Origin of the sequence: Streptomyces sp. Inha503, from assembly GCF_047215865.1 — a bacterium.
GTDB classification, from domain to species: Bacteria; Actinomycetota; Actinomycetes; order Streptomycetales; family Streptomycetaceae; genus Streptomyces; species Streptomyces lycopersici.
On record NZ_CP178360.1, the window covers coordinates 5,399,462 to 5,415,388 of the forward strand.

The following is a 15,927-nucleotide window of genomic DNA, read 5'->3' on the forward strand; positions in this document are numbered from 1 at the left end:
CGACACCCCACATCTACGTCACCCGGTAGCAGCACTTCCCACACCCGGACCTCACCCCAGGCCCCCACCATGAGCTTCCACCCCAGGCCCCGTCCCCCGGCCCTCTCCCCGGCCCCGTCCCAGGAGCCCCCCACTCCCACGCCTCCTGAGCCCCCCGCACACCTTCCGGAGCCAGCATGCCGCGCAATCGCCGCCCCGGCCCGCCTCCCCGTGTCAGCGTGATCGTCCCCGCCCGTGACGCCATGCCCGGGATCACCCGGGCCGTCACCTCCGCCATGGAGCAGACCCTCGGGCTCAGCCGCCTCGACATCATCGCCGTCGACGGCGGATCGGCCGACGGCACCGCGGAGGAGCTGGACCGGCTCGCCGCCGACTGCCCCTCGCTCCAAGTGGTCCGCGACCCACGGCCCTGCCGCGGCGGGGCCGGCGGCCCCCGTAACACCGGACTGGCCCGCGCCACCGGCGACTTCGTCTTCTTCCTGGACGCCGACGCCCGGCTCGCGCCCGACGCGTTGCGCCGTATGGTCGCCATGGCCGACCAGAACGGCACCGACGTGGTCCTGGGCAAGATGGTCTCCCCGGACGGGCGCGGCGTCCCCAAGGCGGTCTTCCGCCACAACCAGTTGCGCACGGACGTCCACAGCTCCCACGCCTACGCCAGCCTGGAGCCGTGCAAGCTGTTCCGCCGCTCCCTGATCGAGCGGCTGCGGCTGCGCTTCCCCGCCCACCTCCGCCACGGCGAGGGCAAGCCCTTCACCGCTGCCGCCTATCTCAACGCCTCCGGGATCTCCGTCGTCGCCGACTACGACTGCTACCACCTGGGCCCGAACCCGGGCCGCGCCGCACCCGGTCTCGCCGAGCGCGTCGAGGCCATGCGGCCGCTGTTCGAGACGGCCGCCCGGCACACCCGGACCGGCGCCCGCCGCGACGCGGTGATGCGCCACCACATCCGGCGCGAGCTGTGCCCTGCCCTGCGCGCGCTGCCGCGCGAGGACGAGACCGAGGTCCGCGAGCGGTTCCTGCCCGAGCTGCGCCGCTGGGCACTGGCCCACTGCTCCGACGCGCTCTTCCCCACCCTCACCGCGCCCGAGCGGCTGATGGTCCATCTGCTGCGCACCGGCCGCTTCGAGGATCTGCTGTCCGTCGTGCGCAACGCCAAGCGGGACGCCCGGTGCGGCCATCTGGTCGAGAAGGGCAGCGTCTACTGGCTGCACCCCTTCTTCCGCGACCCCGACGCCGAAGTCCCCGACGCCTGCTTCGACGTGACCGACCGGCTGCCGGTGCGGCACCATCTCGCGGGCGCCGGCTGGCACGGCCGCAGCACCCTGCGGGTGCGCGGCCGGGCGGCCATCGACGGGCTGGCGGCCGACCCCGAGGAGGACCGCGCCGAGCTGGTGCTGCGCCGCCGCGAGGCGCGGGACGAGGTGCGGATCCCGGTGGACGCCACGTCGGAGGACGACCCGGCGCGGTTCGAGGCGGACGTGGACATCGCCACCGCCGACGGCGGCACACCGCTGCGCCCCGGGGTCTGGGACGTCTTCCTCGACGTCCGCGCCCAGGGCATCAGCCGCACCGTGCGGTTCGGCAGCCGCCATGACGACCTGCTCGACATCGGCACCGCGCGCCGGGTGGTGGCCGCCGGGCCCGGGCTGCGCGCCCGGGTCACGCCGTACTTCACCAGCCCGTACCGCAATCTCTCCCTCGACATCGGCCCGGCCCCGCGCGGGGCGCCCTGCGAGGTGACGGAGGCCGTGTGGCACCCGTCGGACAAGGGCACCCTCGTCGTCGCCGGACGGCTGCTGCCGCCCGGCACCCCGGCGCGCGGGCGGGTGCTGCGGCTGCGCGCCGAGCACACCGACGGACGGGTCCACGACCATCCGGTGCGGTTCGCCGCGGGGCATCCGGCGGGCGCCTTCACCGCCCGGCTGCCGGTGCGGGACCTGGGGCGCGGCCGGTGGACGGTGACGCTGGCCGTCGTCGACCCGGGCGACTCCCAGGGCCAGGGCCGGGGGCGCACCGCACCCGCCGCGCCCGTGCCGCCGCCCGCCCGGCTGCCCGGCGCCCGCTGGGTGCGGCGCGGCCGGCCGTACTACGCCAAGCCGCTCATGGGGCGCGGCGAGGTGACCCTGGAGCTGCGGGTGGCCCCGGTCCGGCTGCTCGCCGCCGTACGCAACCGGCTGGGGCTGAACGGATCTTGACGCCTGCGGCGGGCTGTTCCCCTACCCGCCCCTTCCCGACACCTGACGATATGCGGCTCCGCCGCGTGCGGGGCTCTGCCCCAGACCCCGCTCCTCAAGCGCCGGAGGGGCTGAAATCAGCCCCTCCGGCGCTTGAGGACACGCCCGAAGGGCGTCCTGGGGTCCAGGGGCGAAGCCCCTGGTAGCGGGAAGGGGCGGGTAGGGGAATCTGCCACGCTCACCGCCCAAGCCGCCGCCGCACCGCCCTCACGAGCTTGATCGGAGCCACCTCCAGGCCCAGGGCCCGCGCCGGGCCCAGGGCCATCGGCTTGGCGTAGTACGGACGGCAGCCGAAGCGGAGCCAGCGGGTGGCGGCCAGCCGGTCGAAGTACGGCACGATCGCGGTGCGGCGCGGCGCCTCCTCCCCGGGTCCTTCCATGATCAGCGTCAGCGTCCAGCAGCCCGCGCCCAGGCGGCCGATCGGCAGCCGGGCGGTGAAGACGGTCGCGGAGCCGCCCTGCTCGGTGCGGACCGGCACCTCGTGCACCGCGCCCGTCCCCGTCTCGGCGCGCAGCCGCAGCACCCCGCCGTCCCGCTCCGCCTCCTCGGTCAGCCGTCCGCCGACCAGCAGGGTGCCGCGGGTGCGCCAGATGGTCCTGAGCACCTGGCAGGGCGGGTCGAGGGGATGGGCCACCTCGCCGACGTCGAGCGAGAGATTGCCGTACGGGGTGAAGTACGGCACCACCGTCACCGGTCCCTGGGAGGTGGGGACGCGGCGCCGGCTGGGGTGGGTGACCTCACCGCCCTCGCGGCGGTTGCCGAACCGCACCGTACGGCTGACGCCCTGGGCGCGGACGTCCAGATAGATGTTCCACAGCCCCCGCTCCAGCGGGGCACCGCCGTCCGCGGTGGCCGGGTCGATCTCGGCGGTGAAGCCCGCCATCTCGTACCGCCGCCCCTCGCCCGGCAGCGGATGGGCGGACAGGCACGGTGTGGTGGGCAGCCGGACCTCGGGGCGGTCGGCCCGGTACTTGCGCAGCACGATCTCGGTGGCCGGGTCGAGGGAGTCCACGTCCTCGACATACGCGTGCCCGGCCAGCCGCAGCACCCCGCCGTGCCAGCTCGCCGCCTCCAGGTGGTGCCGGACCGGCAGCCGGTCGGTCACGTCGAAGCAGATGTCGGGGACGGCGGCTGCGTGGTCGCGGAAGAAGGGGTGCAGCCAGTAGACCCGGCCCTTGTCGACGAGATGGCCGCGCCGCTCGTCCGCCCCGGCGCTCCGGGCCACGGTCAGCACATCGTCGAAGCGGTCGGCGCGCAGCAGATGGATCAGCAGCCGGTCGGGGGCATCGAGCCTTGCGAAGAGGGCGTCGCTCACCCAGGTGCTCGCCCAGTGCCGGAACTCGGGGAAGAACCGCTCCCGCGCGTCCCGTTCGCTCTCGCGGGGCAGCAGGGCGCGCAGCGGACCGCATAGCTCCCACTCCACATGGCGGCGCATGATCTGGTCCCGGCGCGGGCCCGGCTCCAGATAGCGGGCCACGGTCTCGAAGCACAGCCGGGTGCCGTCCATGCGGTGGGCGAGGTCGGATGCGGTGAGGGTGAGGTTGGTGCGGTTCTCGCGGTAGCGGACGTAGTAGCAGTCGTAGTCGGCGACCACGGAGATACCAGAGGCGTTGAGGTAGGCGGCCGCGGTGAACGGCTTGTCCTCGCAGTTGCGGTAGGGCGGGAAGCGCAGGTGCAGCCGCTCGATGAGGGAGCGGCGGAACAGCTTCCACGGGCCCAGGGTCAGATAGGCGTGGGAGGAGAAGATGTCCGTACGGGGCTGATTGCGCTGGAAGACGGCCCTGGGCACGGCCCGTCCGCCGACCGAGGCGATCTTGCCGAGGACGATGTCGGTGCCGTGGGCGTCGGCCATGGCGACCATGCGGCGCAGCGCGTCCGGGCCCAGGTAGTCGTCGGAGTCGAGGAAGAAGACGAAGTCGCCCCGGGCGTGGTCAAGGCCGGTGTTGCGGGGGACGCCCGCGCAGCCGGAGTTCTCCTGGTGGACGACGTGGAGCGCGGGGCAGGTGCGGGCGAGCCGCTCCAGCTCCTCGCCGGTGCCGTCGGTCGAACCGTCGTCCACCGCGATGATCTCGACCCGGTCCTGCCCCAGGGTCTGGTCCATCGCGGAGGTGACGGCCCGGGTCAGCTCCGGCAGAGCGTTGTAGGCGGGGATGATCACACTGACACGAGGTCGGGACAGAGCGGGCATGACGGCCTCCTGACTCCGGGCTCTCGACGGGCTCTCGACGGGTCGGGGTCGGGGTGACACGGCGGATCCGGATCGGTCACTCGGCAGTGAGGAGGCCGCCGCGCGGCGCGGCCGGTGCGCTGTCCGCCAGGGGCCGCGTCCGTGGCGTGGGGGCGAGCGGGAGCGCGATGTCCTGGCCCAGCATCAGGGCCCGTACCACCCGCTCGGCCGCGTGGCCGTCGTCGAACCGGCAGAAGCGGGCCCGGAAGGCGGTCCGCAGCGCGGTCGCGTCCGCGTCGCACCAGCGGCCCTCGCGGAAGACCTCGACCAGTTCCCGCTCGTCGCGGGCGACGGCCCCCGGGGTCTCGCCGGGGGCTCCCGACAGCAGGTCGAAGTAGACGCCGCGGGAGGAGCGGTAGATGTCCCAGTCGTCGGCGTAGATCACGACGGGCCGGTCCAGCAGGGCGTAGTCGAACATCATCGACGAGTAGTCGGTGATCAGCGCGTCGGCCGCCAGGCACAGCTCCTCCACCGACCGGTGGCGCGAGACGTCGATCACCAGCCCGGCCTCCTGGAGCCGGGCCAGCTCGTCATCCGGCCGGTAGGAGTAGTGGGCCCGCACCAACAGCGTGGTCTCCGGGCCGAGTTCGCGGCTGAGCCGCTCCAGGTCCAGCCGGGGCGTGAACCCCTTCTGGTAGTCGCGGAGGGTGGGCGCGTAGAGGAGGGCGGTGTTCCCGGCCGGGATTCCCAACTCCTCACGGATCCGCCGGATGTCCTCCTCGGTCGCGGTGAAGAAGACGTCATTGCGCGGATATCCGTACTCCAGCAGCCGGTACCCGGCGGGGTACACCCGCTCCCAGATCTGGCTGGAGTGCGGATTGGAGGAGAGGGCGAAGTCCCAGCGGTCGATGCGCTTGAGCAGATTGCCGAAGCTCATCCCGCCCGCGGCGGCGGGATAGCGCTGCTGGTCCAGGCCCATGCATTTGAGCGGGGTGCCGTGAAAGGTCTGCAAATGCACCGTGCCCGGCCGCTTCACCACCTCATTGGGGAAGTTGACGTTGTTGATGAGGTATTTGGCGCGGGCCACCGTGCGGTAGAAGTCGCGGGTGCCGGTGACGACGTAGTCGACGCCTTCCGGAAGGGTCTCGATCTCCGACTTCTTGACCGCCCACACCCCGTGGATCTCCGGCGCCAGCTCCCGCGCCTTCTGGTAGATCGCCCCCGGGTTGCAGAGCACTCCACGGCCCCAGTACGCGGAGTAGACGGCGAGCTGGGGGTCGACGGGCCGCTGCCGGTGCAGCCGGTACAGGCCCTGCTTGGCGCGCGCCGCCAGCGGCGGCCGGACGGTCCGGCGCAGCTTGCGGGCCCCGGCGGCCGCCCGTACGGCCAGTTCGTGCTCGCGGTAGCGGAGGAACGAGCCGGACGCCAGCGCCTCGAAGCGCCAGCGACCCTCGACCGGCGGGGTGAACCCCGCCGGGAGATGGGCGCGGTACCACTCGGCGGCCCGGGCGAAGAAGCGCGGCCGGTCCGCCGTGGCCACCCGGGACGTCCGGTCCAGACAGAACAGGAAATGCGATACGGCCCGCTCGAAGAGCAGCGGGCGCAGCGGGTCCAGATGCGGCCGGTCGTCGAGGAAGTCGAAGAGCCGGGCGTACTGCTGGAAGATGATGAAGTGCTTCTCGCCGGGGCTTGACGTACTGGCCCCGACCCGCCGCTGCCGGTATTCCAGGCCCACCAGATCCACACAGGCTATTCGGCGCGCGGTGAGCATCGTCTTGTACGAGAGCAGGGCGTCCTCGTAAATGCCCTCGCTGAACGCGAAGCCGTGGCGGACGTAGAACTCCCGGTGGTAGACGCGATTGGACGACATCGCGAACAGCCGCAGGAATTCAGGGCGTTCGGCGGCGGAGAAGACATCGGTGCCCGCCGAGGCCAGCAGTTCCCCGAAGAGGCTGGGCGCCCGGCGCTCCGACCAGTAGGTGCGTACGTGGTTGAAGTAGAGGATCTCCGGGTCGTGGGTGAGGGCGAGCCGGTCGGCGAGGCCCTGGAGGGTCCCCGGGGCGAGGGTGTCATCGCCGTCCAGGAAGAGCAGATAGTCCCCGCTCGCCCGCTCCACCCCGGCGTTACGGGCCCGGCCGGGACCGGAGTTGACCCGCTGGTGCACGGGCACGACCCGGCTGTCACGCGCTGCGTACGCGTCGATGATCGCGCCGCAGTGGTCCGGTGAGCGGTCGTCCACGGCGACCACCTCGAGGTCGGGATACGACTGCGTCAGCACGGAGTCCAGGCAGGCGCTCAGATAGCCCTGGACGCGATAGGCGGCGATGACGATGGTGAAGCGGGGCATAAGGCTCCTCGGGACGCGGTGGCGGTTCGAGGCGCGAAGCACTCACTGACCACCCACGCTAGGTGGGTTCGTCCCGGTATGCCCGCTCGGTCGTTGGAGGGGCGCCCAAGCGGGTGACAAACGCCCCCGGCGGACATGAGGTCCACCGGGGGCGCCGTAGGGGTGTGCCGACCGCGTCAGCCGTGTGCGGAGGCCGTCAGCTGTGGGTGCGCAGCAGCGTCCGCATCGTCCGCATCGCGACCGACAGATTGGCCAGGTCGAAGGTCTCCGACGACTGGATCTCATCGAGCGTGGTGCGGGCCCGCTGAAGGATCGCGGCGTTCTTCTCCTCCCACGCCTTGAAGCGCTGCTCGGGCGTGGAACCGCCGTTGCCCACCGACAGCACATCGGCGGTCAGGGCGGCCTGGGCCGCGTACAGATCCTCGCGGATGGAGACCCGGGCCATGGACTGCCAGCGGTCCGCGCGCGGCAGCTCGATGATCCGGTCCATCAGCTGGCTGATCCGCAGCCGGTCGGACAGGTCGTAGTAGACCTCGGCGACCGCCAGCGGGTCCTTTCCGGTGCGGTCCGCGATGGCCACGATGTCCAGCGTCGGGAAGGCCGAGGAGAAGCCCGCCACCCGGGTCGCCAGGTCCTCCGGGACGTGCGCGGCGGTCAGGTCGTCGTAGATCCGCTGGTACCACTCGATGTCGGAGCCGCGCAGCAGCTTGGGCAGCTGCGCCCGGACCGCGCCGACCCGCTCGCCGAAGAAGTCGATCGTCTCGGCCAGCGCGAGCGGCTGCGGCCGGTTGTTCAGCAGCCAGCGGGTGCCGCGCTCGACCAGCCGGCGCGAGTGCAGCCGCATCCGGGTCTGGATGTCGGCGTCGACGACCGTGTCCAGCGCCTCGGCCTCGTCCCACACCTGGTTCAGCTCGAAGATCGCGCGGGCCGCGGTCTGGGCGCGCACGACCTCCTCGGTGGAGGCCCCGGTCTCCTCCCGCATCCGGTGCAGGAAGGTCGACCCGGCGGTGTTGACGGTGTCGTTGACCAGCACCGTGGTGATGATCTCGCGCCGCAGGGCGTGGCCGTCGATGTACTCGGGGAACCGCTGCCGCAGCGCCTGCGGGAAGTACGCGTGCAGCAGCCGCTGGAGGTACGGGTCGTCGGGCAGCCCGGTGGTGATCAGCTCATCGGCCACCGTGATCTTGACGTAGGCCAGCAGCACGGCCAGCTCGGGCTGGGTCAGACCGCGCCCGGCGGAGAGCCGCTCGCGGATCTGGCGGTCGGTGGGCAGGAACTCCAGCGCCCGGTCCAGCCGCCCCTCGCGGCCCAGGCGGCGCATCAGCCGCTGGTGGGCGTGGAGCAGGCTGGAGGACTGGACGATGGAGTTGGCCAGCGCCACGTTCTGCGCGTAGTTGTTGCGCAGCACCAGCGCGCCGACCTCGTCGGTCATCTCGGCGAGCAGCTTGTTGCGCTGCTTGAGGGTGAGGTCGCCCTCGGTGACCAGGGCGTTGAGCAGGATCTTGATGTTCACCTCGTGGTCGGAGGTGTCCACACCGGCGCTGTTGTCGATCGCGTCGGTGTTGATCCGGCCGCCGTTGGAGGCGAACTCGATCCGGCCGAGCTGGGTCAGGCCCAGGTTGCCGCCCTCGCCGACGACCTTGACCCGCAGATCCTGGCCGTCCACCCGGATCGCGTCATTGGCCTTGTCGCCCACATCGCCGTGCGACTCGGTGGACGCCTTGACGTAGGTGCCGATGCCGCCGTTCCACAGCAGGTCCACCGGGGCCTTGAGGATCGTCTTCATCAGATCGGCCGGGGTCATCTTGGCGACCCGCTTCTCGATCCCGAGCGCGGCCCGCACCTGCGGGGTGATCGGGATGGCCTTGGCCGTACGGGGGTGGATCCCGCCGCCCGCCGACAGCAGCTCGGCGTTGTAGTCCTCCCACGAGGAGCGCGGCAGCTCGAACAGGCGGCGGCGCTCGGCGTAGGAGGTGGCCGCGTCCGGGTTGGGGTCCAGGAAGATGTGCCGGTGGTCGAAGGCGGCGATCAGCCGGATGTTCTCGCTCAGCAGCATCCCGTTGCCGAACACGTCACCGGACATGTCACCGACGCCCACGACCGTGAAGTCCTGGGTCTGGGTGTCATGGCCCAGCTCACGGAAGTGGCGCTTGACCGACTCCCAGGCGCCGCGGGCGGTGATGCCCATGCCCTTGTGGTCGTACCCGGCGGAGCCGCCGGAGGCGAACGCGTCCCCGAGCCAGAAGCCGTACGCCTGCGCCACGTCGTTGGCGATGTCGGAGAAGGTCGCGGTGCCCTTGTCGGCGGCGACGACGAGATAGGTGTCGTCCCCGTCGTGGCGGACCACGTCCTTCGGCGGCTCGACCTGCCCGGCGACCAGGTTGTCGGTGATGTCGAGCAGACCGGAGATGAAGGTCTTGTAGCAGGCGATGCCCTCGGCCATCCAGGCGTCGCGGTCCACGGACGGGTCCGGCAGCCGCTTGCCGACGAAGCCGCCCTTGGCACCCACCGGGACGATGACCGTGTTCTTCACCATCTGCGCCTTGACCAGGCCGAGGATCTCGGTGCGGAAGTCCTCGCGCCGGTCGGACCAGCGCAGACCGCCGCGCGCGACCTTGCCGAACCGCAGGTGCACACCCTCGATCCGCGGCGAGTAGACCCAGATCTCGTACGCCGGGCGGGGCGCGGGCAGATCCGGCACGGCCTGCGGATCCAGCTTGATCGACAGGTAGTCGTGCGGCTTGCCGTCCCCGTTCATCTGGAAGTGATTGGTCCGGAGGGTGGCCTTGATCAGGGTGAGGAAGGAGCGCAGGATGCGGTCCTCGTCCAGCGAGGCCACCTGGTCCAGCGCCGCGTCCAGCTCCTCCAGCAGGGCGTCGGTGAGCTCCAGGCCCGCCCGCTGCCGCTCCGGCGACATCCGGGCCTCGAAGAGCGAGACCAGCAGCCGGGTGGTGTGCACATTGTTACGGAGGGTGTCCTCCATGTACGACTGGCTGAAGGTGGAACCGGCCTGCCGCAGGTACTTCGCGTAGGCCCGCAGCACCATCGCCTGCCGCCAGTCAAGACCCGCGCCCAGCACCAGCTGGTTGAAGTCGTCGCTCTCGGCCTGGCCGGTCCACACCGCGGCGAACGCGTTCTGGAAGCGCTCACGGGCGTCGTCGGCCAGGGCCTCGCCCTCGCGCAGCGGCAGCCGCAGCCCGAAGTCGTAGATCCAGGCGGTGGTCTTGTCCGAGCAGCGCAGCTCGTACGGTCGCTCGTCCACCACCTCGACGCCGAGGGTGTTGAGCACCGGGAGCACCGCGGACAGCGAGATCTGGGACCCGGCCCGGTAGATCTTGAAGCGGCGCTCGGCATGGGCCGCGCCCACCGGTTCGTAGAGGCTGAGCGCGAAGTCCTTCTCCCCGCCCTTCAGCCGCTCCAGGTGCTGGAGGTCGGCGACGGCGCCGCGCGGGGTGTGGTCCGCCTTGTAGCCCTCGGGGAAGGCGTTCTGGTAGCGGCGGAGCAGTTCTGCCGCGCGCTCCTCGCCGACCTCGGAGACCAGCGCGTCGGTGAAGCCGTCGGCCCAGGAGCGGGCGGCCTCGATCAGCCGGCTCTCGATCCGCTCCACATCGGAGTCGGTGAGGTCGGGCAGCTCGGTGCCCGGCTGGACGCGGACCACGAAGTGCAGCCGCGAGAGCACCGATTCGGTGTGCAGGGCGGTGAAGTCGACCGGCGGGCGGCCGCTCAGCTCCTCCAGCAGGATGTCGGTCAGCCGCAGCCGCACATCGGTGGTGAAACGATCACGCGGAAGGTAGACCAGCGCGGAGTAGTAGCGCCCGTACTCGTCCTGGCGCAGGAACATCCGCAGCCGGCGGCGCTCCTGGAGGTAGAGCACGCTGGTGGCGATCGAGCGGAGCTGGTCGACCGGGGTCTGGAACAGCTCGTCGCGCGGGTAGGTCTCCAGGATCTGAAGCAGGTCACGGCCGTCGTGGCTGTTGGCCGCGAAGCCCGCGCCCGCCAGCACCTCGTCGACCTTGCGGCGGATCACCGGCACCCGGCGCACCGACTCGGTGTACGCGGCGGAGGAGAACAGCCCCAGGAAGCGGCGCTCGCCGATCACATTGCCCTCGGCGTCGAACTTCTTCACGCCGATGTAGTCGAGGTACGAGGGGCGGTGGACGGTGGCGCGGCTGTTCGCCTTGGTCAGCACCAGCAGCTTGCGCTCGCGCGCCTTGGCGCGGGCGTCGGCCGGCAGCCGGTTGAAGGCCTGGGACACCGGGGTGCCGGGGCCCGCGTGGGCGCTCTCCTCGGTGTCCTTGTGCTGCGGGTCGGAACGCAGGATGCCGAGGCCGGTGCCGGGCACCGCGGTCAGCGCGTCCTCCTCGCCACCGGCCTCGGTGGGGATCTGCGTCAGCTCGTACTCGCGGAAGCCGATGAAGGTGAAGTGGTCGTCCGCGAGCCAGCGCAGCAGCTCACGGGCCTCCTCCACCTCCTCCTCGCGGACCTCGGCGGCCTTCGGCTCGTCCGGCAGGCCCTCGGCGATGCGCAGCGCGGAGTCGCGCATCTTCTCCCAGTCCTCGACGGCCTCGCGGACATCGGACAGGACGCGCAGCAGATCGGCGGTGATCTGCTTCAGATCGCCGCGGTCGGTCTCGCGATCGGTCTCGACATGGATCCAGGACTCCACGACCGCGTCGTGCGGGAGCTTCTTCCGCTTCTTCCGGGACGGGCCGTCCGGGGAGACGTCGAGCAGCTCGATCAGCTTGCCGGTGATGTCACGGCGCACGATCACCTGCGGGTGGATCACGACATGGATGCCGCGCCCCTGGCGGGTGAGCTCATTGGTGACCGAGTCGACCAGGAACGGCATGTCGTCGGTGACCACCTCGACCACGGAGTGGCTGCACGTCCAGCCGTGCTCCTCGACGGTCGGGGTGTGCACCCGGACGTTCGCCGTGCCCTGCGGACGCACCTCGGCGAGCCGGTAGTGGGAGAGCGCCGCCCCGAAGACATCGACCGGGTCACGGTCGGCGAGGTCCTCCGGAGGCGTGTGCAGGTAGTAGTGCTGGAGGTATGCGGTCAGGGTCTCCGGTCCTGGGCCCTGCACCGGTTGCCCCCCGGCAGGGCTGTTCTCAGCGACCCGGGCGGCCCGTTCGAGCAACTCGGCCTTGGCTTCGTCCAGCTTGGTCTGCATGTCCTCTGGCTCCTGTCGCGCGCCGTTGCGTGACATCGATGGCGGTGGCATGACGCCGCGACGCGAAAAATCCGGTCGTGAACGACGGTATGCCGGATCGGGAAATGGCCGGGGTGTACTCGGCCGTAAGTGACCAAGACCCCACGCGCCACGGGTCAGCGGCGGCTCGGGCCCGGACCTGGTGGGGCGCCGGGCGCGGAGCGAGGGCCTCGTTGCCCTCACGGACTATCGCGCTGATCACGCAGTAAGGCTATCGCTCCTCCCCAGGGGGTCGTCATGAGCCGTTCGTGTACAAAACCGGGCCCTGAAGTTTGACGAAATGGACAGCGACCGGGAGGCGCGCACGGGCCGATGATGCGCCGCTCACGCACCCTTGGCAAAGCGTGGACGCGGATGCACCGTGATCTGGACGGTGGTAAGCACGGTGGTAGGCGTGGACCTGGAGGTGCGTGGCATGGCTGCGAAGATCCTGCTGGTGACCGGCGACGCGGCCGAATCGCTGGAGGTGCTCTACCCGTACCAGCGGCTGCGCGAGGAGGGGTACGAGGTCCATATCGCGGCCCCGAGCCGCAAGACGCTGCGCCTGGTGGTCCATGACTTCGAGGAGGGCTTCGACACCTACACCGAGAAGCCGGGCTATACGATCCCCGCCGACCTGGCCTTCTCCGAGGTGGACCCCGGCCGGTACACCGCCCTGGTGATCCCGGGCGGCCGGGCCCCGGAGTATCTGCGGAACGACCCCGAACTGCGCAAGATCTGCAAGGCGTTCTTCGACGCGGACAAGCCGGTGGCGCAGATCTGCCACGGCCCGCTGCTGACGGCGGCCGTGGGCGGCCTGACCGGGCGGCGGGTCACCGCGTACCCGGCGCTGGAGCCGGACATGCAGGCGGCGGGGGCGGACTACCAGGACGCGGAGGTCGTGGTCGACGGCACGCTGATCTCGTCGCGGGCGTGGCCGGACCATCCGGCGTGGATGCGGGAGTTCCTGGCGGCGCTGCGGTCGAAGGCGCCGGTGGTGTGAGGGCGGCGGTGGGTTGAGGGCGGTGCGACCGAGGGGACCCTTGTCTCACCCGGCTCACTCAGCTCACCAGGCTCGCTGGCCTCACTCAGCTCACCGGGCTCGCTCGTCTCACTCAGCTCGCTCGTCTCACTCGTCGGCCATGCGCTCCGCCTCCCGTACGGCCTCCTCGAGCGTGTCCACGACCGGCACCCCCGCCGCCTCCAGGCTGGCCCGGCTGTGCGAACCGCCCGTGTAGAGCACGGCCCGCGCCCCCACGTGCCGCGCCGCCACCGCGTCGTCCAGGGCGTCCCCGATCACCACCATCCGCTGCGGCGGCATCCCTTCGAGCGCGGCGATATGGCGCATCATCTGCTCGGCCTTGCCGGTGTTGCTCTGCCCGGTGCGGCCGTCCACCCGGACGAAATGGCGCTCGATGCCATGCGTCCGCACCAGGGGGAGCAGATACTCATGCGGGGCCAGTGAACACAGCGACTGGGTGAGACCCGCCTCCTGCCACTCGGTGAGCAGCTGCCGGGCACCGATCGCCAGCCCGGCGGACTCGGCCAGCGCCCAGTAGTGCCGGTGGAACACCGCGTCCATGACCGCCCACTCCTCGTCGGAGGGCAGCCGCCCCATCAGCCGCTCGTAGAAGCGGGGCACCGGAACGCAGTACAGGTCGCGATAGCGCTCAAGGGTGATCGGCGGCAGCCCGATCTCCTGGAACGAGGCGTTCGTCGCCGAGATCACGGCGTCGATGTCGTGGAGCAGCGTGCCGTTCCAGTCCCAGACGAGGTGCGTCACGTGGTTCTTCCCCATCCCACGACCGTACCCGGAGGGTCGGACAGCGGGGCATCACCCGATCAGATTGGGGATCTCCTGGGTGGCGTACCAGAGCAGTTCGTGGTCCTCGGCGCCGTCCACGGTGAACTGCGCGTCGTCGTCACCGAGGTCCGCCGCGCCGAGCGCGTCGGCGGCCGCGGCGATGTCCCGCTCGGCGTCGTCGGCGTCCAGGTGCACGGCAGCGGCCTTCGCGAGCGGTATGGCGGCCTTGATCCGCACCTCGCCCAGCGCGGACTGGTCCAGCCCCCGGTCCGGATCGGCGACCGCCTGCCCGTCGGGCACGTCCACGGCCACCACGACCCGGCGGCGGGGCGCCCGGGGGTCGACGGCGAGCAGCCGCAGTGACGCCTGCGCGGCCCGGCTCAGCGCCGCGTACTCCAGCTCCTCGATGTCGTCGGACACATACCACTCGCGGAGCGCCGGGGTGACCGCGTAGGCGGTCAGCGGCGTCGGCCCCAGTTGGCCCTCCTTGTACGCCTCGGCGAGACCGGAGAGGGTCAGGGGGACGTAGACGCGCATGGCTGCCGCTTTCATCAGAGACCGATAGGCCCCCAGCATACGATTCGCCCGTCCCCGCGCCCGAGCCTTCCGCGAAGGGCCGGTGGTCCCCTTTCGGGGGACAGGTGCCGACGGGGCCGTACGAAGACGGGATCGCGCCGCGCTCGAGCCGATGACCGGGACCGACGATCCGCCGCATGCCCCGAATAGGTGAACCGCGACGCCGGCCGCGGCCACGGGTCAGGCGCATTGCGGACCCCGAAAACCCGCCGGTAGAAGACTCCCCGACGAAAGCTACCGCCCGGTATTCGACCGGGCCGCGGAGAACGGGGCGAGAGGGATGGGCGAGGGCGTCCGCACGACGGATCGGACCACGGCGACGGGTGCCGGGACCGGGGAGGCCGCACGGCGACGCGGCCGAAGCGGCCCCCCGGGCCGCAAGGACCCCCGCCGCCCCCGCACCCCCACAACGACGACACCACACGACACCACACCCCCTACCCCAACCACGCCGACCGCGCCGACCACGCCGACGGCACCACACAGCGCCACACCGCCTGCCCCAACCGCGCCACCCACAACGGCGGCCACGCCGCCCACCACCGCACCACCCCAGACAACCCGCACGACGACTGCCCGGCACAGCGGGACAGCACGCACGACAGCCGCACCACCCGCGACGACGGCACCACACAGCACCACACCCCCTGCCCCAACCGCGCCACCCACAACGGCCGCGACGGCCACCTGGGGCATCGCCACACCGCCCACCCCGGCCGCTCCGAGGGTCGCCACACCGCCCACCCCGGCCGCGCACCGCGCGCCCGCGGCGTCACGCGCCGCGGCCGTATCGCGGTCCGCGGCGGCCGCCGCGGCGTGGCGGGAGCGGGATCGGCTGCCGCGCTACTGGTTCGCCAACCGGCTGGTGCTCACCCTCAGCGGCCAGCGCCCCATCCACACCCTCCTCGGGCACGCCCTCCCGGCCGCCTACGACCAGCTGATCGAACTCGCCCCGCGCGCGCCGCTGCGCCCCGCCGGAGAGCGGGCCACAGCGCCCCTGGTGCGGCGCTGTGGCGAGTACCAGCCCCGGCACGGGGTGATCGAGGCGTTCGCCCGGATCGCCTCCGGAGACCGGCTCACAGCGCTCGCGTTCCGGCTCGAGCTCGGCGCCGACGCCCGCTGGCGCTGCGCCGCCATCGACCTCGGGCCGCTCGCGTAGGTGGTGTCCGACGGATCTCGACGCCTGCGGCGGGTTGCTCCCCGGCCGGGGCTGCGACGCCCAAGGGCACCTGTGGGGTGTGGTGCCCGGCGGGCCTTTCCCCTCCCCGCCCCTTCCCGCTACCAGGGGCTCCGCCCCTTCCCACGGCATCAATATGCGGCCCCGCCGCACGGCGGGTCTCCGCCCCTGTCACGCGGCCGAAGCCGCATACCGCTGCTGCGGCAAGGGACGGGGAGCCAACCCAGCCCGGGGAGCCAACCCAGCCCCTCCGGCGTTTGAGGAGCGGGGTCCAGGGGCGGAGCCCTGGCAGGGGCCCGGGGCTGGGCCCCGGTTACGGGAAGGGGCGGGGAGGGGAAAGCATCGATACCGCGGCTCCGCCGCACGGCCCGCCGGACCCCGACAAGGCCCAGGACGCCGGGGGCCGACACCGTAAGCCGACCCGATCC

The 15,927-nt window shown here is 71.8% G+C and carries 8 protein-coding genes; 3 read left to right on the forward strand and 5 right to left on the reverse strand.

From position 1 onward, the window contains the following. Positions 1–176: 176 nt before the first annotated feature. A complete protein-coding gene (locus ACJX2R_RS22205; protein ID WP_413101548.1) occupies positions 177–2,198 on the forward strand; it encodes a glycosyltransferase in 2,022 nt (673 codons plus the stop codon). A 217-nt stretch (positions 2,199–2,415) separates the two neighbouring features. On the opposite strand, the gene ACJX2R_RS22210 is transcribed toward ACJX2R_RS22205, so the two are convergent. The 3 genes from ACJX2R_RS22210 to ACJX2R_RS22220 form a co-directional block, all read right to left on the reverse strand. Further along, positions 2,416–4,425: a glycosyltransferase family 2 protein gene (locus tag ACJX2R_RS22210; protein ID WP_413101549.1), complete on the reverse strand. Its 2,010-nt coding sequence runs from the start codon at positions 4,423–4,425 to the stop codon at positions 2,416–2,418. Between the two features lie 76 nt (positions 4,426–4,501). Beyond that, positions 4,502–6,751 (reverse strand): CDP-glycerol glycerophosphotransferase family protein, encoded by a 2,250-nt coding sequence (locus ACJX2R_RS22215; protein WP_413101550.1) that lies wholly within the window; start codon positions 6,749–6,751, stop codon positions 4,502–4,504. Positions 6,752–6,947: 196 nt separating this feature from the next. Continuing rightward, a complete protein-coding gene (locus ACJX2R_RS22220; protein ID WP_413101551.1) occupies positions 6,948–11,924 on the reverse strand; it encodes an NAD-glutamate dehydrogenase in 4,977 nt (1,658 codons plus the stop codon). 454 nt (positions 11,925–12,378) lie between these two features. On the opposite strand from ACJX2R_RS22220, the gene ACJX2R_RS22225 reads away from it, so the two are divergent. Further along, positions 12,379–12,945 (forward strand): DJ-1/PfpI family protein, encoded by a 567-nt coding sequence (locus ACJX2R_RS22225; RefSeq protein ID WP_413101552.1) that lies wholly within the window; start codon positions 12,379–12,381, stop codon positions 12,943–12,945. Positions 12,946–13,071: 126 nt separating this feature from the next. On the opposite strand, the gene ACJX2R_RS22230 is transcribed toward ACJX2R_RS22225, so the two are convergent. Beyond that, complete coding sequence (locus ACJX2R_RS22230) at positions 13,072–13,740, reverse strand: HAD family hydrolase (protein WP_413101553.1); 669 nt, start codon at positions 13,738–13,740, stop codon at positions 13,072–13,074. Between the two features lie 36 nt (positions 13,741–13,776). Then, on the reverse strand, positions 13,777–14,283 hold the full coding sequence (locus ACJX2R_RS22235) for a DUF6912 family protein (protein WP_262705852.1): 507 nt from the start codon (positions 14,281–14,283) through the stop codon (positions 13,777–13,779). A 904-nt stretch (positions 14,284–15,187) separates the two neighbouring features. On the opposite strand from ACJX2R_RS22235, the gene ACJX2R_RS22240 reads away from it, so the two are divergent. Then, on the forward strand, positions 15,188–15,481 hold the full coding sequence (locus tag ACJX2R_RS22240) for an Rv3235 family protein (RefSeq protein WP_413101554.1): 294 nt from the start codon (positions 15,188–15,190) through the stop codon (positions 15,479–15,481). Positions 15,482–15,927 lie beyond the last annotated feature (446 nt).